The sequence below is a fragment of the Candidatus Pelagibacter sp. uisw_138 genome (assembly GCF_059512485.2).
On record NZ_CM183453.2, the window covers coordinates 470284 to 492923 of the forward strand.

The following is a 22640-nucleotide window of genomic DNA, read 5'->3' on the forward strand; positions in this document are numbered from 1 at the left end:
TACTTATTTAATTATAATAATTAGATTAATTTTTATTAATATTAAATTAAATTATTAATAAATTAAGAATATATCTTTAGGTATATTAAGTTTATAGATATGAAACAATATATATACAAACGAATGCACTAAATAGCTTAACTTAAATATGAAACAATATATCAAATCAAAAATATTTAATTTACAAAATTTTTTTGGCATAAGAATATATGCTGATATAAAAAAATATAAAATTCTTGAATTGATAAAAATGTTAAAAGTACACAATCTTGGTTATAAATTATTGAGATTTGGTGATGCTTGTGATGGTGGATATTTAATACCAAAATTAAAAAATATTAAATCATGCCACACAATTGGTGTTGGTAATACTGTAAAATTTGAAGAAAATCTTGGAAAAAAAGTTAAACTATTTCTAGCAGACAAAAGTGTAAATAACCCTCATTTAGATAACTCTCAATTTGAAAAAAAATTTGTTGGTAGTTATAATAGTAAAAATATAATTAATGTTAATGACTGGATCAAGAAATCAAAAAACACACCTTGTATTTTAAAAATTGATGCTGAGGGAAGTGAGTATGAGATAATCCACTGTTTAGATGAAGTGTATTTAAAAAAAATAAAAATATTAATCTTTGAATTTCATAATTTACACTTAATTTCTAACACCTATTTTCATTCATTCGTTTACAGTAGTCTAAAAAAAATCCTAAAACATTTTGATGTTGCTCATTTACATCCTAATAATAACTTTCCATTAATTAATTTTTATGACCTGAAGATACCTAGGGATATAGAGATCACATTCTTAAATAAAAAATATAGTAAATATAAAAAAAAGACATACTTGCCACATAAATTAGATTATCGAACAGTTAAAAATAAAAAAGAAATTATTTTACCACATTATTTTTTTTAAATATTAAAACTATTATAAATGCAAATATTATCAATTTTTACTCTTGAGTTTTGGAAAAATCTATTTGAATATTTAAAAAAAATAGGGACAGTCTGGCTTTACAGTAATAAGAATTATATAAAAAAATTTTTATAATTAAATTATTAATTCTATTAATTGATCTACAAATATTATTAATTATGTTTATTAAGTTTTTTTTCTCAACTAAAAGTACTTTTTAGAATTTGCTCAATATTATTGTACTTGGGTTTCCATTTTAAAAATTTTTTGAATTTTGTTATATCAGCATAAACCTGAGCAACATCTCCAGGCCTCAGAAACACCTAATTTCCAAAAACTTATTGCAGACTGTAAACTTGTTATAAACAGGTAGATACCAGTATACTTCGGACCTCACGATAAAAGCATCAGAGGCATGAATAATAATTGAAGAATAATTGAATTTATAAAAATTGATGATTGCCCACATATATATTTTTTGCAAATCTATTTCGGTCTACAAGATTTAAAAACGATATATTCATAAATTTATTTATATTTTGTTATAATAATTAGATTAAGTCCTATTAAGATTAAATTAAACTATTAGTGAATTAAAATATATTACTAAAATATATAATATATAGATATTAGAAGTTTTTAATTATATAAAATTATTATTAAATTTATTTTTATTATGACAATTATAGATAAAATAAAGTTTTATTATAAAGAAATTGGATTTAAAAAATTAATTATAAAAATTTATTTTAATCAGTTTGAAATTATTAAAAAAATTTTTTTCTTTAAGAAAAAATTTAATAGAAACTATAAAGAGGTTTTTACCCAGATTTACATAAATAATTATTGGGGAGGTATAGAAAGCAAATCTGGATCTGGCTCATCCTTAAAAAGTACTGAAAACTTAAGATTAGAACTACCCATAATTATTAAAAAATTGAATATAAAATCAATAATTGATATCCCATGTGGTGATTTTTTTTGGTTGTCAAAGATCATTACCGATCTAAATGTCGAATATTTTGGAGGTGATATCGTGGAGGAAATAATAGAAAAAAATAATATATTTGCTAATGATAAAACAGAATTTAGAAAAATTGACTTAATTAAAGATGAACTGCCAACTGGAGAATTGTTAATATGCAGAGATTGTCTATTTCATTTTTCTTTTAATAATATCGAAAAAACATTTAAGAATTTAAAAAAATCTAAATTTAAATATATTCTGATTACAAACTATGATTTAGAAAAAACTAATATTAAAAATAAAGATATTAATACTGGTTCTTTTAATTTTTTAGATTTCCATCTTCAACCATTTAATTTTAAAAAAAATTATGATCAAGAAATTTTAGACCTTGATTACCCAAAAACATATGTTGATAAAAAAATGCTAATTTACTCCAAGGAAAATTTTATATATAATGTTGATAAATTTTTAACTAAAGAAAATTAATATCAAACTTTTTCAAAGTTATTTCTATAAATTTTTACTTTTTTTATTTAAAGACATTTCCCATTTAATTGCACTCTTTATTATACTATAAATATTATTAAATTTTGGTGTCCATTTTAAAATTCTTTTAAATTTTTTAGTATCAGCGTAAACTTGTGCAACATCACCTAGTCTCCTGTCCTTAATTTCTATAATTATTTTTTTTCTTATCTTTGAAAAAACTTTAATAATTTGTTTGACAGAATAACCTTTCCCATACCCGCAATTTAAAATAAAAGATTTTTTCTTAATTTCTATAAAACCTAAACCCTTAACATGAATATCAGCTAGATCTGATACATGCATATAGTCTCTCACGCATGTTCCATCCTTAGTTTTATAGTCGTTACCAAAAATTTCTATTTTTTGTTTTTTTCTTAACGATTGTATAGCTAAATTTTTAATTAAATGACCGTACGAAGTTTCTATCTCACCAATTTTTCCTGAAGGACTAGCACCCGCAACATTAAAATATCTTAGTATTCCGTATTTATATTTATATTTAGAAGAAAATTTTTTAATTAACTCTTCCCCTTTGTATTTAGTATAAGCATAATACCCCTGTGGGTTGGGTTTTTTATTTTCACTAACAGATCCTATAATATTTCCATAAATGCTACATGATGATGAAAATATGATATTTTTTACTTTGGTATTTTTGCAAGCCTCGATTAAATTTTTTGTACCAATAACATTGTTCGTATAATATTTCTTTTTATTTTTTTCTGCCTCACTTACATTTAAATAAGCTGCAAGATGTATAATGGCATCTATTTTGTTTTCTTTAATAGTCCTGCTTATTTTTTTTTTGTCTGCGATATCAGCTTTAATAAATTTTGCTTTTTTATTAATTAATTTTTTATGACCTGTCACTAAATTATCTAAGATAAAAACTTTATTAGATTTATTTTTTACTAAGAGTTCAGCTATATGACTGCCAATATAACCAGCTCCACCAGTAATTAATATGTTTGTTATTTTTGAGTTCATTTAGTAGATGCAAATTTATAATCAAATTGATAACAAAATAATTATGATTTAACAGGTTAATTAATTTAATATTTCTAATTGACTGTATAACATTTTGAAATTAGATTATTAGTAAAAATTATCAAAGATTAGCATAATGTAGACTTAAATATGTTTAATTAAGATTACTTAATAATATTAAAAAAATAAATTATTATTTATGCTTATGATATAAAAGTTTAATATTATTTTTTAATACAATATTTATTAGTTTAATAGTTTTTAGATATCTTGGTATAAAGATGATCGGATTAAAAATAATTCTTATTAACCAACCTAAATAAATTTTATCTAAAAAAACATTTATTGGAGCTTGATCACCAGTAAAAAAAGATATTGCAGCCCCATTACATAGAATTGTACACTTAAAATTAGTGTTTTTTTTAATATATAATCCTAAAATTTCCTGAGTGCCACCTCCAATATTAATTAAAATATAATCAGGTTTAATTTTCTTTATGATGTCTAATAATTTTTTATCTAATATTAATTTTGGATTATATTGTGGTGCTATATAACTGTTTAGATTTTTTTTAATAATTCCTTTTTTTTTAAACAATCTTCTATTTGATATTGAATGTTTAATACTTGGATCGATTAAAAATAATTTTTTATTATTATTTTTTTCAATATATTTCAAAAATAATTTAATAAATATATAGCCAGATAACTTATTTACTTTTATCTTTTTTAAATATCTTAACAAAAGAACAAAATATCCACTATCAAAAAAATTATAGTTTGCTGATTTTAAAGCTCTCAAATAATTTTTTTCAGTTTCAATACTAGCTAAACCGGGGCCTGAGGGGAATAGAAATAATCCTTTTTTCTCAATAATTTTTTTGAAGTCTTTGATATCAAAGTTTCTAAAAATTATTCCTTTAAATTTAATTTGTTTTATCAAAATTATCCTTATCTATTTTAATCTATTTTATTTCTTAGACTAAATTATTTTAAAATGATTTACAAAAAAACTTTAAGAAAAGTCTCAAGACTAACAATGCTAGCTATCTCCACCGTTACAGCTGCAATAAATCCAACAACAAATGGTTTATAACCTATTGATTTTAGGTCTTTTAAGTTAGTAGATAAACCAACTGCAGCCATCGCCATACTTAAAAATATTTTTGCAGAATTTTTAATCATTGATACAGAGTTTTGCTAAATAATTTGAGAAACTTCTGTTAAAAATATTATTTTAAGTATTTCAAATATATTTTGATGTTTAAATAATCTAAATTTTAGTGTATTTAAATGATCAATCAAATTTTAATGTATATAATTACTGGATCAACTGGTTTAATAGGATCTTCTGCAGCTAATTACTTTCTTAATAGTGGTATTAAAGTACTAGGAATAGATAACGATTTAAGATCGTATTTTTTTGGTAAAATTGGATCTAATAAATGGAAAGAAAAAATTCTAAAAAAAAATAAACTATATTTTCATCATAATGTTGATATTAGAAATAAAGATAGAATATTTAAAATATTTAAAGATAATAGAAATAAAATAAAAGTAATTATTCACACTGCCGCTCAACCCTCTCACGATTGGGCTGCCAAAGAACCTTTCACAGACTTTCATGTTAATGCAACAGGAACTTTAAATTTATTAGAGGCTTTTAGAAAATATTGTCCAAATGCCTCTTTTTTATTTACATCAACCAATAAAGTATACGGAGATACACCAAATTTTTTACCTCTAGAGGAAAAAAAATCAAGATATGAAATAAAAAAAAATCACAAATATTTTAAAAAAGGTATTGATGAAGAAATGTCAATCGACCATACAACTCATTCATTGTTTGGTGCTTCAAAAGCTTCAGCGGATATGTTGGTTCAAGAATATGGAAGATATTTTGATTTAAAAACTGTTTGTTTTAGAGGTGGTTGTTTGACTGGCGAAAATCATACTGGAGCTCAGTTGCATGGTTTCTTATCATTTCTTGTTAAAACAATTGTTAATAATAAAAAATACTCTATTTTTGGTTATAAAGGAAAACAAGTTAGAGACAATATCCACAGCCTAGACGTTGTTGGAGCCTTTAGTGCATTTATTGCTAAACCAAAAATAGGGGGCAATGTGTATAATATTGGTGGTGGCAGAGAAAATAGTTGTTCTGTGCTTGAAGCTATAGATTTAATTGAACAAATAAGTAATAAAAAAAGTAAATATAAAGTTTTATCAAAAAATAGAATTGGAGATCATATGTGGTGGATATCTGATAATTCTAAATTTAAAAAAGATTTTCCAAGTTGGAAAATTAAGATCACTCTTAAAAAATCTTTGGAGCAAATGGTTGAATTTGAGATGGGTAAAAACAACCAATCAAAGATAATATAAAAATTTATATTTATTTATTAATAGAATTTATTTTTATATTTTGGTTTTTTTTCTAGATAAATTTACTAGATTATTACTTTAATATTTTAAATTTTTTGATTACCTTCTCCCACTTGTAGGTACTATCTAAAATATATTCTAAATTATCATATTTTGGTTTGTATTTTAAAATTTTATCAAATTTTTTAGTATCACTATAAACTTTGCCAACATTACCAAATCTTCTATTCTTATAATTAATTTGTATATTGTTATTTTTTTTTAAAATATTTGCAATATCTAATACAGAATAAGGTTTACCATATCCACAATTCAAAATTAGTGATTTAGAATTTTTGTTTATATATTTCAAAGTTTTAATATGAATATTAGCTAGGTCCGACACATGAATGTAGTCCCTAACACAAGTACCATCTTTAGTTTTATAATCATTTCCATATATAGATATTACTGGTTTTTTTTTGAGAGATTGAATGGCTATATTTTTAATTAAATGTCCGTATGAAGTTTCTATTTCACCTATTTTACCTGATGGACTTGCTCCTGCCACATTAAAATATCTTAATATGCCATATTCATAATTATATTTTTTACTAAATTTTTTAATTATTTCTTCTGCTTTATATTTTGTAAATGCGTAGTAACCTTGTGGGTTAGGTCTATTTTTTTCATCAACAGGTCCTTTAACATTTCCATAAATTGAACATGAGGAAGAAAAAATAATTCTTTTAACTGAGGAGTTTTTACAAGAATTTACCATATTTAGTGTACCTTCAACATTATTTTTATAATATTTTTTTTATTTTTTTCTGCCTCACTAATATTTAATGAACCTGCCAAATGTATTATTGAATTTATTTTATAGTCATTAATAATTTTAGTTAATGCAGCTTTATTCTTTATATCTTCGTTGATAAATATAGCTTTTTTATTTATTAGTTTTTTATGTCCGGTAATTAGGTTGTCAATGATTATGATATTGGATTTAGTTTTAACTAAAAGCTCAACAATATGACTACCTATGTAACCACCTCCACCAGTAACTAATATATTTTTTTTTATTCACACTATTGAGTCAAATTATATTTTATTATGCCTTTTATAGAAACAGTTCAGTAAATATTTTCATTGAAATTATACTTACCAAACCAACTGTAACCATTGCAATAAATCCTACTACAAATGGTTTGTAGCCCATTGATTTAAGATCTTTCAAGTTTGTTGATAAACCAACTGCAGCCATTGCCATACTTAAGAAAACTTTAGCTGAATATTTAATAGTTAATACAGAGTTTTGCCAAATTACTTGAGAACCTTCACTCAAAAATATTTGGTCACCAATATTTCGAAATATAATCATTCCAATAAAACCTAATACAAAATATGGAAAAATATTTAACAGAGAGTAGTTTTTGGTTTTCGTTGTGTTTCGATTATATAGATAAGCAAATAGTGGGATCATGATAACTAAAAAAGTATTTCTAATTAATTTTGTAACTGTTGCTATATTTAAAGTTTCAGGACTATTAAATTGCTGGTCATAAATTAATCCAGCTGCTGCAACTTGTGAAGTTTCATGAATAGCAGTTCCTAAAAAAAGCCCTACATACATTGGATCTCCATTAAAATAAATGTTAGCAAAATATGGATAGATTAACATTGAAATTATTCCAAAAACTGTAATGTTCGCAATTGCATAAGCAACTTCTCCCTTGTTTGCTTTAATTATTGGAGCAGTTGCCATGATTGCTGTTGTTCCACAAACAGTGCTTCCTATTGATATTAGGTAAGCCATTCTTGTTGAGATTTTTAATTTTTTAATTAATAATTTAATCACAATTAGTACACTTATGATGCAAACAATAATTAACGGTATAGCGATAGAACCAAATTTTAAAAATTCAAATGGTTTTAACTGAATGCCAAGACAAATTATTCCAAGTTTTAAAATATATTTCTGAGTAAAATTTATTCCAATTAAAAAACCCTCCCTCATTTGAAAAATATTTCCAAGTATAATTCCTATTAAAATTGCAATCATGGCTGTTGATATTGGGCTTTTATCGTAACCTAATATCTCAGTACCGATAATATTATTTAAACCTTGAGATAAAGTGTAGAGAACAAACGCTAAAATAATACCTGGTAGAACTACCAAATATTCTTTAAATAACATAAATTAATAGATGAGTTTTAAGCACTTCTATAAAGCTTAGTCATAACAAATTCTTTATGACCTAAAGCTTCAGCGCAAGTTAATCTACCGTTAGCAACTCTAATCATTGATTTGATCAATTCATCACCAGCTTCAGACATAGTCATCTCTCGTGATAAAATTTTTGATACATCGCAATCAATATGTTCACCCATACCTTTTACAGTTAATGGGTTGGCAGTTAACTTAACAACAGGTTCAATAGGGTTACCTACAATATTACCTTGACCTGTTGGGAATAAGTGAATGTTAAATCCAGCAGCTGCTTGAAGTGTAATACACTCTGCTGCAGCAGATGAAGTATCCATAAAGTATAATCCTTTTCCTTTAGTTGGTTCTTCAGCTGGCTCTAAAACATCAATAAATTTACAATTTCCAATTTTTTGGAAGTTTCCAAATGCCTTCTCTTCAATTGTAGTTAATCCACCCGCAATATTTCCTGCGGTAGGTTGACTATCTGATAGATCATCTGTTGCTTCTTTTAGAATAAAATCGTTGTAATCACTCCATGTTTTCATGAATTTTTCAGAAGCTTCTGGAGTTGCACCACGTGTAGCACAAACTTTTTCAGCACCTGTTAATTCTGACGTTTCACCAAAACATAAATGAACTCCTAATGGTTCTAATTTATCCATTAAGTTTCCAACTGTTGGGTTAGCAGCAAGACCTGATGTTGTGTCAGATTCACCACATTTAACCGAAATCCATAAATCACTTAAAGGACATTCTTCTCTTTGTTTTTCAGAAGCCCACATTGCAAACTCTTGAGCTTTTTTTGAAGCCTTCATGATTGTTCCAATATCACCAGTTCTTTCAATGTGAAATCCTTCAACTGGTTTTCCAGTTTTAGCAATTTCATCAACAATTCTTTTTGTCCATTTAGGCTCAATACCAATAACAATTACAGCAGCAACGTTAGGGTTTTTTCCAGTCCCAATCATTGTTCTAAAATGTAAATCTAGATCAGCACCAAATTGAAGTCTTCCATAAGAGTGAGGAAGGGCCATTGTACCTTTAATATTATTTGCTACAGCTTCAGCACAAGCATTTGAGATATCATCTACAGGTAAGATGATTACGTGGTTTCTAGTACCAACTCTGCCATTTTCTCTTTTATAACCTAAAAAACTTTTTGGAATTTCCATATTTTTTACCACTTCTTCGTTTTTACATTGTGAACATGAACATGCTCACCTTTTTTGATTGATTTAACCACTTTTCCAATATCATGACCGTATTTCAAAATAGTATCACCTTCATTAAGGTCAATCATTGCAATTTTATGTCCTAATTGAATTTCATCTACTGATTGAATTTGAATTGTTTTATCATTTTCCATAATCCAGCATGCGCAATCTTGTTTTGGAGTGATTTTATCAATAACAACTACTCCTACGTTGTCTTTTTCATCGTGAATAATAATATCTGTAGCCATAATTGTGTCGATTTGTTTGTTTGAAATTTTTTAATTCTTATATATTAATATTTAAAATTAACAATTTATTTATAGATTTTTTAACAACTTAAGCAGGAAGGCCTAATTATTATGACTAAAATGACAACAGAAGAAGCTTTTGTAAAAGTTTTACAAATGCATGGAATTGAACACGCATTCGGAATTATTGGTTCAGCCTTTATGCCAATATCAGATATCTTTCCTGATGCTGGAATAACCTTTTGGGATGTTGCTCATGAGACAAACGGTGGATTAATTGCAGATGGTTACACAAGATCTACTGGTAAAATGTCAATGGTCATTGCTCAAAACGGCCCTGGAATCACAGGACTTGTTACTCCTATTAAAACTGCATACTGGAACCACACACCATTATTATTAGTAACACCTCAAGCTGCGAATAAAACTATGGGTCAAGGTGGTTTCCAAGAAGTAGAACAAATGAATTTATTTAAAGATATGGTTTGCTATCAAGAAGAAGTTAGAGACCCTTCAAGAATGGCAGAAGTATTAAATAGAGTAATTGAAAAAGCAATCAGAGGATCTGCTCCTGCACAAATAAATGTTCCAAGAGATTATTGGACACAAGTTATTGATATTGATCTTCCTCCAATTGTTAGACTTGAAAGACAAGCAGGTGGAGTTGATGCAATTAAAAAAGCAGCTGACTTATTATCAAACGCTAAATTTCCGGTAATATTATCTGGTGCTGGTGTTGTTATTGGTGGAGCGATTGAAGATTGTAAAAAATTAGCTGAGAAATTAGATGCTCCAGTTTGTTCTGGGTATCAACATAATGATAGTTTTCCAGGAAGTCATCCATTAGCAGCTGGACCATTAGGTTATAATGGATCAAAAGCTGGAATGGAATTAATTAAGAAAGCTGATGTTGTTCTTGCACTTGGTACAAGATTAAATCCTTTCTCAACTCTACCTGGTTATGGAATGGATTACTGGCCGAAAGATGCAAGTATCATTCAAGTTGATATGAATTCAGATAGAATTGGTTTAACTAAAAAAGTTTCTGTTGGTATTTGTGGTGATGCAAAATTAGTATCTCAACAAATTTTAGCTCAACTATCTCCAACGGCGGGAGACACAAATAGAGAAGAGAGAAAAAATACAATTCACCAAACTAAATCTGCTTGGTTACAAGAGTTATCAAGTCTAGATCATGAAGATGATGATGAAGGTACAGTTTGGAATGAAGAAGCTAGAAAAAGAGATGCAGATAGAATGTCTCCTAGAGAAGCTTGGAGAGGAATTCAAGCAGGAATGCCTGATGACGTAATTATTTCAAGCGATATTGGTAACAACTGTGCAATTGGAAATGCTTATCCTACATTCGAAAAAGGTAGAAAATATTTGGCACCAGGATTATTTGGTCCTTGTGGTTATGGTTTTCCAGCAATTCTTGGAGCAAAAATTGGATGTCCTGATACACCAGTAATTGGTTTTGCAGGTGATGGTGCATTCGGTATCAGCATGAACGAAATGAGTTCAGTGGCAAGACCAGAATGGCCAGCAATTTCAATGGTAATTTTTAGAAACTACCAGTGGGGAGCTGAAAAAAGAAATACTACTTTATGGTTTGATGATAACTTCGTTGGAACAGAACTTGATCCAGAATTAAGTTATGCAAAAGTTGCTGATGCTTGTGGATTAAAAGGTGTTACAGTTCGAACGATGGAAGAGACTACCGCTGCTATCAAGCAATCATGTGAAGATCAAAAGAAAGGAATTACTACATTTATTGAGGTAATTCTTAACCAAGAATTAGGTGAACCTTTCAGAAGAGATGCCATGAAAAGACCAGTTAAAGTTGCAGGGATCAATAAAGAAGACATGATCAAGCAACCTTCACTAGTTTCATAAACAGTTTTAATATCAAATAAAATACCATAATATTATATTATGGTTTTTTATGATGCTGTTATTATTGGAGCAGGCTTTTCTGGTATTTATCAACTCCACAGCTTAAGAGATAAATTAAAACTTAATACTCTAGTAATTGAGTCAGGTAAGGATTTAGGGGGGACTTGGTATTGGAATAGATATCCAGGAGCCAGATGCGATTCAGAAAGCCACACTTACAACTTTACATTTTCAAAAGAAATATTTGAAAATTGGTCATGGCCTGAAAAATATTCAAAACAAGATATTATATTAGAATATTTAAACTACGTTGTTGAAAAATTAAGTTTAAAAAAAGATATGCTTTTTGATAATAAAGTTATTAAAGCACATTTCGATGAGAAAAGTAATTTATGGAACATCAAAACTAATAAAGATAAAACTTTTTTATGTAAATATTTAATTAGTGCTGTTGGGTGTTTATCAGCAGCCAATATTCCAAAAATAAATGGTTTAAATAAATTTAAAGGCAAATGGTACCACACAGGAAAATGGCCTCATACTGGTGTAGATTTTAAAAATAAAAGAGTTGCACAAATTGGTGTTGGTTCTACAGGAATACAGTTAGCACCTGAGATAGCCAAATCAGCAAAGAAGCTTTCAATTTTTCAAAGATCACCAAATTTTAGTATTCCAGCAAGAAATGAAATTGTTAATGATGAATATAAAAAAAAGATAAAAGATAGTTATCAAGAAATTAGAGATTTAATTAAGTCAACACCAACTGGTCATGCTTTTCATTTTTCAAGTCAATCAGCTTTGGATGTAAGTAATGAAGATAGAAAAAAAATTTATGAAAATGGGTGGCAAAAAGGTGGGTTGGGTTTTCGTGGTCTTTTTAAGGATATAACAACAAATTTGGACGCCAATAAAACAGTAGTTAATTTTATTAAAAAAAAAGTAGAAGCAACAATGCAAAATAAAGATTACGCTAAAGTTGTAACAGACTTTAATTATCCATTTGCTACTAGAAGACCAACCTTAAATACAGATTATTATGAAACTTTTAATAAAGATAATGTTGAATTAATTGATATTTCAAAAGATTCAATACAAGAAATTACTAAAACTGGGATTAGCACTTTAAATAATAATTATGAATTCGATATAATTGTATTTGCAACAGGGTATGATGCTATTACCGGTGCATTATTATCAATAGATATGGTGGGTAAAAATAATATCAAACTCAGTGAATTATGGAAAAATGGTCCATCAACTTATCTTGGGCTCCAAGTACCAGGGTTTCCAAATTTTTTTACTATTACCGGACCCGGAAGTCCTTCTGTGTTAACTAATGTTCCAATGGCAATTGAACAACATGTTGAATTTATAACTGATTGTATTTCATACATGGAGAAAAATAATCTTAAAACAATTGAAACGAATGATGAATCCTCATTAAAATGGAGGGCAATAATTGATAAAGCTGTAAATGAAACATTAATACCAGAGTCAAAAAGTTCATGGTTATATGGGGGCAACATTGAAGGAAAAGCTCAAGTTTTCATGCCTTATCCATCTGGTCTTCCAAAGTATAAAAAATTTTGTGAGGATATTGTTTTAAAAAACTATGAAGGTTTTAATTTTACTAACAATTAAAACCATTCAATGATTATGAATAAGATTGATTTAAAAGATAAATTTGCAGCAGTAAAGGGTACTGCTTATGACCTTACAAGTGGAATAACAAGATACTAAATATATGAAGATAGTTAACGACTTAGGGTGTAGTTGGATTAATGACCTTGATAAAAGATCTATTATAAAAAATTTAGATAAAGATAAATTCTGTGATTGGTTAATTATTGGTGCTGGTTACACAGGTTTATCTGCTGCTAGAAAATTATCAGAACTTCACCCAAATCAAAAAATTATTCTTGTTGATGCACAATTAGCAGGAGAGGGTGCAAGTGGAAGAAACTCAGGATATTTAGTCGATACTACTCTAAATGATGGTTTTACTTCAAATAAAGAACTTTCTAATTATAAGAAGAAAACAGACATTTATAAATTAGGAATTGATGTTGTTAAAAAGTTTATTAAAGAGCATCAAGTTGATTGTGATTTGAATGAAAGTGGAAAATATTTTGCCTCATCAAATGAAAAAGATAGAAAGATATTAGAAAATTTTAGTAAAACTTTATTAAAATTAAACTTTGAACATAAAATTTTAGAAAAAAATGATTTAGGTAAAAGATTAGGTACAAATTTTTATAACTTAGCACTTTATACTAAAGGTGGGATTTTATTGCATCCAGGAAAACTTGTACGAGCAATGGTTGACACTTTACCAGATAATGTTGAGCTATTAGAAAACTCTCAGCTAAACGCATGGGCAAAAAATAGTGATATAGTTATTTGTAAATTTGATAATCATAAAATAATTACAAAAAAAATTATTTTTTGTACTAATGGTTTTTTAAAATCACTGGGTATAAAAAATAATTATAATTTTCCCTTAACTTTAACTGCGAGCATGACAAGATCATTAACTGATACTGAATTTAAATCCATTGGTGAGCCTAGAGAGTGGGGTGTACTACCTGTTAGACCAATGGGTGCAACCATTAGAATGACAAAAGACAAAAGAATTTTAATTAGAAACACTGCTGAAGTTCATAGCCCTTTTAAAATGTCTAAATCAGATTTAGATAAAAGATCTTTTAATCAAAAACTTGGAATTAAAAAAAGATTTCCAAGTTTATCAGATGATATTATTGAATCTAGTTGGTCTGGGATTGTATCTAGAACAAGAAATAGTTCACAAATTTTTGATAAAATTGATAACAACGTTTTTGTAGCAGGTTGCTATAATGGTTCTGGTATTGGAGTTGGAACTTTATTTGGTGAACAGATAGCTATTAAAGCAAGCAATCAAAATAGTGATGAAATTAATATAATAGAATCTAGAAGTAAGCCTACTTGGCTTCCACCACAGCCATTTTTAAATATTGGGGTTAAAACAAGATTAATATTTGAGAGGTTTAGATCTCGATCTGATGTGTAGTTATTGATTTCTTATAAGTGGATAAACTTTAGGGCTTAAATACTTAAAATTAGTAATCATAATTAAGATTAATGTAGTCAATCCAATTCCAATAGTTACCTGCAAAAATATTGATAAATCCAACTTCCAAGTGATTTGAAAAATATTTTCAATGATAAATTGTGAGCCTATAACTGCAAAAAACAAAGCTATTAGAATTATGGATGTGAATATAATAAAAAACTCAATGATTGAAGAAAGTATAACCTCAACTTTGGAAAAACCTAAAATTTTGAATATTAAGTTTTGAAATTCTTTAATCTTACCCTGAACTATAATTGCACTTGATATTACAATTAAACCAATGACTATAGTTATAGCCGAAATAACAGTTACAGCAATAAATACCTTGTTTAATAGATCTGTTACTTTCTCTAAGTAATCAGTAATTTTTATAATAGAAATACTAGGCATTTTATCTATTAAAGCAGTTTCATCAAAATTTTCTAAATTTTTAAATTTTGAAGTAGCCAAATATTCGTGAGGTATATTTTTTGCAAATTGAGGGTTTAATAACATTGCAAAATTAATGGTAAAGTCTCTGTAGTCTACTAACCTAAAGTTTACAATTTCACCATCAATTTCACGACCATAAATATTTAGAGTAAAAATATCACCAATTTTAATATTAAAATCTTTAGCAATTTTGCTATCAAGTGAAATTTGAAGTTTATCAGGTCTATCTAAATCCCACCACTTGCCCTCTACAATTGGGTTATCTTTTAAAACATTATCAGCCCAAGAAGACCTTCTGTCATTTCTAATCACCCAGTGGCTATCATTGCTTGAATCGATATAAGTATTTGGATCTATTCCATTAATTTTTAGAATACCTGTTGAGACCATGGGAACAATTTCAAGGTTAGCTTCTTTATCCATGTCAAAAATTAAATCTTCAAATATTTGTCTTTCATCACTTTGAATACCAATAAAAAAATAATCAGGCGCAAGCTCCGGTATAGATTTTGCAATTTCTCTTTTAAAGTTTGAACCAACAAAAGCCAAAGTTAATAATAAGGTGACGCCCAAACCTAAGGACACAATAGTTATAGGGGTAATACTTTTAGTTTGAGTGATATTTTTAACGGATACTTTAATTGAAATATTTGGATGCTCTTTAAGACTTTTAAATAATTTAATGATCAAGTTTGATAATAAATAAAAAACTAATAGACAAACAAAGAAAGCACCAAAATAACCCAAGCTATAAATGGGGCGAGCTGAACCAATAGTAAATAAAGAAATTAAAATTGATAATAATAATAGACTTAAAACGATTGATTTTTTTGAATAATAAAATTGAAGGTTTTGAAATACATTTCTAAATAAGTTTGAAGCCTTAACTTGATCAATTGCATTAATAGTTGGTATAGAAAATATGATTAATACTAATAACCCTACTGAAAAAACTTTGAAATAATTAAGAATAGAAAAACTACCTTCAATATTTAATCCAAGACCAGCTGATAAATACACATCAACAATAGGGACTAGAAAGAAACTAAAAGAGTAGGCGGCAGTGGATATTATGAATAGAAGAATGAGTAATTGTAGATAGTAGACTATTTTAATATCTTTTGAGAAAAAGCCTAAAGACTTCTTAACTGCTATAGACATATTGTTTTGATTAATGAATGAAAGTAGGGTGTTAGCAATTCCAATTCCTGCAATTAACATCGCACTAATTGATACAAGAGACAAAAACTGAGAGAAATTATCAATTATTCTCTTTAAAGGTCCATCAGATTTTTCGTGATATCTAAGTCTAACCTTTTTTTCATCTTTAAATAATTGCTCAATCTTTTTAGATAAAGCCTTTGGATCATCTCCTTCATTAAACTTTACTTTATATTCATAATTTAAAAAACTGCCTAGGTTATTAAGTTTTAATAATTCTAATGTTTGTTTGCCAGCTAAAGCAAAATCACCAAATACAAAAGCACCTCCAATATCGGGTACAGATTTTACGATACCAATTACAGTAAACAACTGATCTTGAACTTTGATTTTATCATTGATTTCTAAATTAAGATTTTTGAAAATATTTTCATTAACAAGGATTGTATTCTCTATAGTTTGTAATTTTTCAAATACGCCACTTGGTTCATAACCTACCTTGCCAAATAATGGGTAATTTTGATCTACTGTTTTAATTCTAGAAAATATTGATTTATTTTTAGTCTGATTGGTAGTTGAGATCATGGTGCTAAACTCAACCATTTGCGAAACGGTAGCAAATTCTTTAACTTGATTAATTAATTCTAAGTTGCCAATATTACGATTATAATCAATTTCAATATCTCCACCTAAAAGTGCTCTTGAATTATTATTTAATTCTTTATTTAAACTATCTTCAATTGTGAAAATTGAACTTAAAATAAATAAACTGATAAAAAGTGTTAAAATAATACTAGAAATTTTTTTATAATTTCTACTCAAGTCTCTTAAGGCATATATCAAAGTTAACTTGTACTCTGAAAGCTTAGACAATTTTTCCATCTTTGATTTTAATTTTTCTTTTTGCTTTATTTGCAAGTTTTGGGTCATGAGTGACAATAATTAAAGATGATTTTTCTTCCTTAATATATTTAAATAAAATATCTGCAATCATTTGAGAATTTTCACTGTCTAAATTTCCTGTAGGCTCATCTGCTAAAATTAGTTTAGGTTTCATAGCTATAGCCCTTGCAATTGCTACACGTTGCTGTTCACCACCTGAAAGTTGACTTGGTAAATTATTGAACCTATTTTTTAACCCAAATCGATCCAACAACTCTTTGGCTCTTTCATTAGGGTTTTTTAAATTATTTAACTCTAAGGTTAGGGCAACATTTTCAACAGCTGTATAATTTGGAATAAGATAGAAAGATTGAAAAACTATACCTATATTTTTTCTTCTAATTTTAGAAACTTCATCTTCGCTCATTTTAGATATTTCTTGATCCTCAAAAAATATCTTACCAGAGGTTGCTTTCTCTAGTCCCCCAGCAAGCATGATTAAGCTAGTCTTTCCAGACCCACTTTCACCAACTATTGAAATAGACTCATTTTTTTTAGTCTCTAAATTAATATTCTTTAAAACCTTGATAGTATCATTGCCAGTTTGGTATTTAAGATTAACGTTTTTTAGCTTAAGAAGACTATCCATGATTAAAAGATTTATTATTAAAATTATTGCCTTCTGTCTAGTGAGCATAAACGCCAATGCTATAGAAAACGTTATCTTATTTGGTGATAGCTTAATGGCTGGTTATGGCCTTCCACAGGAAAAACATTTAGCCATTGTTCTTCAAAAAAATCTTAATGATAGTGATTATGATCTTGGGATTATTGATGGAAGTGTATCTGGGAGCACATCTGCTGGTGGATTAAACCGTGTAGAGTGGTCTTTATCTCAACCTGATATTGATTTAATGATCTTAGGACTGGGTGCTAACGATATGTTAAGAGGAATAAGTCCCATTGAGACTGAAAAAAATTTAGAAAAAATTATCCAAACAGCAAAACTAAAAAATATAGAAATAATTTTAGCTGGAATGATTGCACCAACGACTCATGGAATTAGTTATAAAAAAAAGTTTGATAATATTTATCCAAGTTTAGCTAAAAAATATGAACTAAATTTAATACCTTTTTTATTAGAGGGTGTAGCTTTAAAACCTGATCTTAATCAAGATGATGGTATGCACCCAAATGAAAAAGGAACTATAATTATAAGTGATACACTTACAAAAAGTATCATCAGTTTTATAAAAAAATAGTATATCGTAATCAAATGTTTTTAAATACAAAACTAAAATCTAGAGAGAAACCAATAAAAGTTGCCTTCATTGGATGTGGAAAATTTGTAAGCATGTTTCTTGCTCAATACAATCAATTACAAAAAATTACTATTGATACTATCGTTGATATTAATATTGATAACGCCAAAAAAAATTGTCTTAAGAGTGGTTTAGCTACAGAGACAGTTGATAAAATACATTTTGTAAATACTTTAGATGAGGCAATTGATAGAGATGTTGAAGTTTTTATAGAAGCTACTGGAAATCCAATCATTGGAACAGTTCATGCTGTAAAGATTATTAAAAACAAGAGACACATCATATTAGTAAATGTTGAAGCTGATGTTACTTGTGGAAAATACCTTGCTGATCTTGCAAAAGAAAACAATGTTATTTGTTCAATGGCATATGGCGACCAACCTTCATTAATTATGGAGCAGATTGAATGGGCTCAATTAAATGGTTTTTCTGTAGTTTGTGCAGGAAAAGGAACGAAGTACCACCCAGATTTTGAATACTCAACACCAGACACGGTTTGGGGTCACTATGGTTTAAGTAAAGAACGTGCTGAAATTGAATCTGGTATGAATCCTAAAATGTTTAATAGTTTTCTTTGTGGTGATAAATCTGCAATTGAAATGTGTGCTGTAAGTAATGCATCAAACTTAAAATGCCCAAGTAATGGATTAACTTTTCCACCAGTTGGAGTATATGATATTGCTAAAAAATTAATTCCAAAAGAAGAAGGGGGCTTAATTGATTATGAAGGTCAAGTTGAGGTCATATCGAGTATTGATTTAAATCAAAAAGATATTCCTAATGATCTTAGATGGGGTGTCTACATAGTAATTAAAGCTCAAAACCAATATGTCAAAAATTGCTTTAAAGATTATGGAATGGTCACAGATTCATCTGGTAGTTATTCAGCTATATGGAGACCATATCACTATATTGGCTTAGAACTTGCTCAATCAATATATGCAATTGCACTTGATCAAAAAGCAACAGGACAAACTGTAAATTATAATGCAGATGTTGCAGCTTATGCCAAAAAAGATTTAAAAGTTGGTGAGCGATTAGATGGTGAAGGTGGTTTTTGTGCCAGAGGAAAATTGATAACTTCTAAAAAATCTAAACAAGAAAACATATTGCCGTTAGGTCTTACTGATAATGCTGTGTTAAAAAAAGACATAAATAAAGATGAGGTTATAAAAATTGACGATGTTGAGTTAAATTTACCCAAAGAGGTAATTGAAGCTAGAGATTATCAGTACAATTTAATATAAAAGGTTAATAAAATTATCTTATGAAAACATACAATATTGCATCAATACCAGGAGACGGAATAGGAAAAGAAGTTGTCCCAGTAGCACAAAAAGTTTTAAAAAAAATTTCAGAACAACATCAATTTAAATTAATAATTGATGAATTTGATTTTTCATCGTGTGATTATTACGAGAAACATGGAAAAATGCTTCCAGATGATTGGAAGGAAAAAATTGAAAAACATGATGCCATTTTCTTTGGTGCCGTCGGTATGCCAGAGCGATATCCAGATCATATAACTTTATGGGGCTCATTATTAAAATTTAGAAGAGAATTTGATCAATACATTAATCTAAGACCAGTAAAATTATTTCCTGGAGTGAAATCACCATTAGCAGACAAAAAACCTGGTGATATTGATATGATTATTGTTAGAGAAAATACGGAAGGAGAATATTCATCTGTCGGCGGTAGAATGTACGAGGGAACAGAACGAGAAATAGCCCTTCAAGAAACAATAATGTCCAAGCATGGTATTGATAGAGTGCAAAAATATGCTTTTGAAATAGCAAAATCACGTAAAAGAAAAAAATTAACTAGCGCAACAAAATCAAATGGTATTTCAATTACAATGCCATACTGGGATGAAAGATTTAATGCTAATAAAAAAGACTACACTGATATCGAAACTGATCAATTTCATATTGATATTTTAGTTGCAAGATTTGTTTTAAACCCTGAATGGTTTGATGTTGTTGTAGCATCAAATTTGTTTGGAGATATTTTATCTGATTTAGGGCCAGCTTGTACTGGTACTATTGGTATTGCCCCATCAGCAAATATTAATCCTGAGAAAAAATTTCCATCTTTATTTGAGCCGGTTCATGGTTCAGCTCCTGATATTGCAGGTAAAGGCATAGCAAATCCTATAGGGCAAATTTGGTCTGGTGCTTTAATGTTAGATTATCTAGGTGAGAAAGAAGCGGCTAATACAATCATGTCTTCAATAGAAAAAACATTATTAGATAAAAAAAATAGAACAAAAGATTTGAGTGGAGAAAGTAATACACTTGAATGTGCGCAAGCTGTATTAGATAATTTATAATTAAATAAAATGATTAAAATAATTCCAAATAAAAAAGATATTGGAGCTGAAATCATTTGTGATCTAATAAAACTTTCAAATCTAGATTTTAAAAAAATAAAATCAGCACTTAATAGATATGGTGTTATATATTTCAAAAAACAAAATTTAACATCGAGCTCTTATGTTAAGTTTGCCAAAAATTTTGGTAAATTAGCAAATTATCCAAGGCTAAAAGGTCTAAGTAAAAAATATCCTCAAATTACAGTAGTTCAAAGAAAATCTTCAGATAAAGGACCTAGTTTTGGTGAACAATTTCATACAGACTCAATTTACACAAATAAACCACCAAGGTTTACCATGTTGTTTTCTAAACTTGTTCCAAAAAAAGGTGCTGCTAATACCGAATTTTGTTCTCAATATTTGGCTTATAGAAATTTACCAATAAATATTAAAAAGAAATTAAAATTAGTGAAAGGTGTTTACTCATCAGAAGGTCCAATATCAATTACCACTAAAGAAAGAGTTAAAGAAAAAGGAAAAAAAATTAATGAGTTAGTAGCTGTTCATAATATTTTTAAAAAAATAAACTTAAATTATACAATTTATTGTAGCCCAGGACATTTCATGGGTTTTAAACCAAAAATTAAAAATCAATTAAAATTAAAAAAATTTTTATTAAAACACCAAATTAAGAAAAAATTTCAATATTCATTAGAATGGGAAAAAAACCAATTAGCAATTTGGGATAATAGATCTATGCTTCATCAAGCAACTCCATTTAAAGGTAATAGAATAATGCACAGAATAACAATTCATTAATGATCAAATATATTCTACCAGCTATAATTGTTCTCTTTATTGTGGTATTCTGGGAAAAAATTACTGAAATAGTATTCAATAAATTTAATATTAGGCTGAATTATATTATTGTGAGTGCTGTGTTAATAACTATCGCTATAATAATTTTATTAATCAATTTTTAAATTCAATGATCTTATTATATTTCTCCTACCTAATCATAATCGTAAATATTTTAATTTTCTCTGTTGGTTATGTAGCTAATATAGCCTTAATTGGTCTATTCTTTGGTGGTTTAATGGCTATCGGAACTGATCCTATAATTCTTATACTAGGTGCTTTGTTAGGTGCTGGATTAGTAGCTAAACCATATAAATTTTCAGTAATATATTTATGGTTAGGTGCAATGTTTTTAACAATGCTAGTGCATGTTATTTTAGGTACTACGAAAGTTATGGTAGATGTAGTTAAATTTGATGCCTTACTAATAATTTCTGCACTCATAATTATTATTACAAGTTTCTTTAGACCACTGATTATTGAGATGACAGAGGATTTTGATAAAAATGTTAAATAAAGCTCCGAAGTAATGCCTAGAAAACCTAACTACAAAGATTTATTAAAAAAATTCAAAAAAAGAAATATTAAAAATCCAGAAAGAATAGCAACAGCCTATGTCAAAGGATTAACTGCAGGTTCCAAAAAAAAGGCTGCTAAAAATTTAGCAGGGATTATAGATTAAAGAAAAAATGATAAAACTTTTAGGGATCATAGCTCTTGGTTTGTTGTTAATAACTTCATCTCAGGCGGATGATAATGTTGAAATTTATTTGTTAAACCAATTAGATGACCCTAGAGGTTTTTGTATTGATATAAGAGGGCATAAATTAAAAGCAAAAATTGACAAAGGACTTCAGGCACACACTTGTTATTCTTACCAAGGAGAAATCTCTCCAGATCAAGGTTTTAATTCTCTTAAACTAACTAACAACCAATTTATCTTACCATCTTTTAACGTTTGTATGGAAGCCTCATCACTTAAAGCATCAACAAATTTAAAATTAGAAAAATGTGATCGTAACAAGCTTCAAAATTTTGAATGGTCTAATAAAGATGAGATCCGTTTGATTAGTAATAGAAAATTATGTCTTACTGTTGGTCAAGGACAATCTAAGAAAGGTGGGGGTGGAACTCCAGTTCATCTAATGAGAAATTTATCATTGGAACTTTGTAATAAATCATTAAATTCCTATCAAGCTTGGAGTGTAAGAAAATAAATGAAAA

Annotated in this window: 22 protein-coding genes and 1 pseudogene; 13 read left to right on the forward strand and 10 right to left on the reverse strand. The window is 27.9% G+C overall.

The genetic code is table 11. The annotated features are described in order from the left end of the window. Positions 1-148 precede the first annotated feature (148 nt). Positions 149-919 carry an FkbM family methyltransferase gene (locus tag AC5YGC_RS02445; protein ID WP_496140074.1) on the forward strand — a complete coding sequence of 257 codons (771 nt, stop codon included), beginning with the start codon at positions 149-151 and terminating at the stop codon, positions 917-919. 676 nt (positions 920-1595) lie between these two features. After that, positions 1596-2375, forward strand: coding sequence for a class I SAM-dependent methyltransferase (locus tag AC5YGC_RS02450; RefSeq protein WP_496140075.1), 780 nt, complete (start codon positions 1596-1598; stop codon positions 2373-2375). A gap of 24 nt (positions 2376-2399) precedes the next feature. On the opposite strand, the gene galE is transcribed toward AC5YGC_RS02450, so the two are convergent. The 3 genes from galE to AC5YGC_RS02465 all read right to left on the reverse strand — a co-directional run bounded on the left by galE (position 2400) and on the right by AC5YGC_RS02465 (position 4589). Beyond that, positions 2400-3404 carry a UDP-glucose 4-epimerase GalE gene (galE, locus tag AC5YGC_RS02455; protein WP_502314037.1) on the reverse strand — a complete coding sequence of 335 codons (1005 nt, stop codon included), beginning with the start codon at positions 3402-3404 and terminating at the stop codon, positions 2400-2402. Positions 3405-3597: 193 nt separating this feature from the next. After that, positions 3598-4347, reverse strand: a complete 750-nt coding sequence (locus tag AC5YGC_RS02460; protein WP_496140076.1) for a WecB/TagA/CpsF family glycosyltransferase — start codon at positions 4345-4347, stop codon at positions 3598-3600. A 59-nt stretch (positions 4348-4406) separates the two neighbouring features. Continuing rightward, entirely contained in the window at positions 4407-4589 is a 183-nt protein-coding gene (locus tag AC5YGC_RS02465; protein WP_496140077.1) for a hypothetical protein, read from the reverse strand. Positions 4590-4697: 108 nt separating this feature from the next. On the opposite strand from AC5YGC_RS02465, the gene AC5YGC_RS02470 reads away from it, so the two are divergent. Continuing rightward, complete coding sequence (locus AC5YGC_RS02470; protein ID WP_496140078.1) at positions 4698-5789, forward strand: NAD-dependent epimerase/dehydratase family protein; 1092 nt, start codon at positions 4698-4700, stop codon at positions 5787-5789. A gap of 73 nt (positions 5790-5862) precedes the next feature. On the opposite strand, the pseudogene AC5YGC_RS02475 reads toward AC5YGC_RS02470, so the two are convergent. The 5 genes and pseudogenes from AC5YGC_RS02475 to AC5YGC_RS02495 all read right to left on the reverse strand — a co-directional run. Beyond that, positions 5863-6573 (reverse strand): annotated as a pseudogene (locus AC5YGC_RS02475) (NAD-dependent epimerase/dehydratase family protein); the annotation flags it as partial. Then, complete coding sequence (locus AC5YGC_RS02480) at positions 6552-6851, reverse strand: NAD-dependent epimerase/dehydratase family protein (protein WP_496140305.1); 300 nt, start codon at positions 6849-6851, stop codon at positions 6552-6554. The gene AC5YGC_RS02480 and the pseudogene AC5YGC_RS02475, both read right to left, overlap by 22 nt. Positions 6852-6888: 37 nt before the next feature. Then, positions 6889-7965 (reverse strand): putative sulfate exporter family transporter, encoded by a 1077-nt coding sequence (locus AC5YGC_RS02485; protein ID WP_496140079.1) that lies wholly within the window; start codon positions 7963-7965, stop codon positions 6889-6891. A 17-nt stretch (positions 7966-7982) separates the two neighbouring features. Continuing rightward, the gene (locus AC5YGC_RS02490) at positions 7983-9149 is read right to left on the reverse strand and encodes a UxaA family hydrolase (RefSeq protein WP_415278902.1); all 1167 of its coding nucleotides are present in this window, start codon (positions 9147-9149) and stop codon (positions 7983-7985) included. A gap of 5 nt (positions 9150-9154) precedes the next feature. Beyond that, a complete protein-coding gene (locus AC5YGC_RS02495; RefSeq protein WP_415278903.1) occupies positions 9155-9439 on the reverse strand; it encodes a UxaA family hydrolase in 285 nt (94 codons plus the stop codon). A gap of 111 nt (positions 9440-9550) precedes the next feature. Between AC5YGC_RS02495 and xsc the strand changes: the two genes are divergently transcribed. From xsc to AC5YGC_RS02510, 3 genes are all read left to right on the forward strand, one after another. Further along, on the forward strand, positions 9551-11335 hold the full coding sequence (gene xsc / locus AC5YGC_RS02500) for a sulfoacetaldehyde acetyltransferase (protein WP_496140080.1): 1785 nt from the start codon (positions 9551-9553) through the stop codon (positions 11333-11335). 39 nt (positions 11336-11374) lie between these two features. Beyond that, on the forward strand, positions 11375-12976 hold the full coding sequence (locus tag AC5YGC_RS02505) for an FAD-dependent oxidoreductase (RefSeq protein WP_496140081.1): 1602 nt from the start codon (positions 11375-11377) through the stop codon (positions 12974-12976). 103 nt (positions 12977-13079) lie between these two features. Beyond that, positions 13080-14384: an FAD-dependent oxidoreductase gene (locus tag AC5YGC_RS02510; protein ID WP_496140082.1), complete on the forward strand. Its 1305-nt coding sequence runs from the start codon at positions 13080-13082 to the stop codon at positions 14382-14384. On the opposite strand, the gene AC5YGC_RS02515 is transcribed toward AC5YGC_RS02510, so the two are convergent. Together AC5YGC_RS02515 and AC5YGC_RS02520 are read right to left on the reverse strand one after the other, a co-directional pair. After that, positions 14385-16970: an ABC transporter permease gene (locus AC5YGC_RS02515; protein WP_496140083.1), complete on the reverse strand. Its 2586-nt coding sequence runs from the start codon at positions 16968-16970 to the stop codon at positions 14385-14387. Then, positions 16906-17571, reverse strand: coding sequence for an ATP-binding cassette domain-containing protein (locus tag AC5YGC_RS02520; protein WP_496140084.1), 666 nt, complete (start codon positions 17569-17571; stop codon positions 16906-16908). Before AC5YGC_RS02520 ends, AC5YGC_RS02515 begins: the two co-directional genes overlap by 65 nt. On the opposite strand from AC5YGC_RS02520, the gene AC5YGC_RS02525 reads away from it, so the two are divergent. The 7 genes from AC5YGC_RS02525 to AC5YGC_RS02555 all read left to right on the forward strand — a co-directional run bounded on the left by AC5YGC_RS02525 (position 17570) and on the right by AC5YGC_RS02555 (position 22633). Continuing rightward, the gene (locus tag AC5YGC_RS02525; RefSeq protein WP_496140085.1) at positions 17570-18184 is read left to right on the forward strand and encodes a GDSL-type esterase/lipase family protein; all 615 of its coding nucleotides are present in this window, start codon (positions 17570-17572) and stop codon (positions 18182-18184) included. The genes AC5YGC_RS02520 and AC5YGC_RS02525 overlap by 2 nt on opposite strands. Before the next feature lie 14 nt (positions 18185-18198). Then, positions 18199-19491, forward strand: a complete 1293-nt coding sequence (locus tag AC5YGC_RS02530) for an SAF domain-containing protein (RefSeq protein ID WP_496140086.1) — start codon at positions 18199-18201, stop codon at positions 19489-19491. Positions 19492-19511: 20 nt separating this feature from the next. After that, positions 19512-20576 (forward strand): tartrate dehydrogenase, encoded by a 1065-nt coding sequence (locus tag AC5YGC_RS02535; RefSeq protein WP_496140087.1) that lies wholly within the window; start codon positions 19512-19514, stop codon positions 20574-20576. A gap of 9 nt (positions 20577-20585) precedes the next feature. Continuing rightward, positions 20586-21377 carry a TauD/TfdA family dioxygenase gene (locus tag AC5YGC_RS02540; protein WP_496140088.1) on the forward strand — a complete coding sequence of 264 codons (792 nt, stop codon included), beginning with the start codon at positions 20586-20588 and terminating at the stop codon, positions 21375-21377. A 169-nt stretch (positions 21378-21546) separates the two neighbouring features. Next, a complete protein-coding gene (locus tag AC5YGC_RS02545) occupies positions 21547-21933 on the forward strand; it encodes a hypothetical protein (RefSeq protein ID WP_496140089.1) in 387 nt (128 codons plus the stop codon). Positions 21934-21945: 12 nt separating this feature from the next. After that, positions 21946-22098, forward strand: coding sequence for a hypothetical protein (locus AC5YGC_RS02550; RefSeq protein ID WP_168606561.1), 153 nt, complete (start codon positions 21946-21948; stop codon positions 22096-22098). Positions 22099-22105: 7 nt separating this feature from the next. After that, positions 22106-22633, forward strand: coding sequence for a hypothetical protein (locus AC5YGC_RS02555; protein ID WP_496140090.1), 528 nt, complete (start codon positions 22106-22108; stop codon positions 22631-22633). Positions 22634-22640 lie beyond the last annotated feature (7 nt).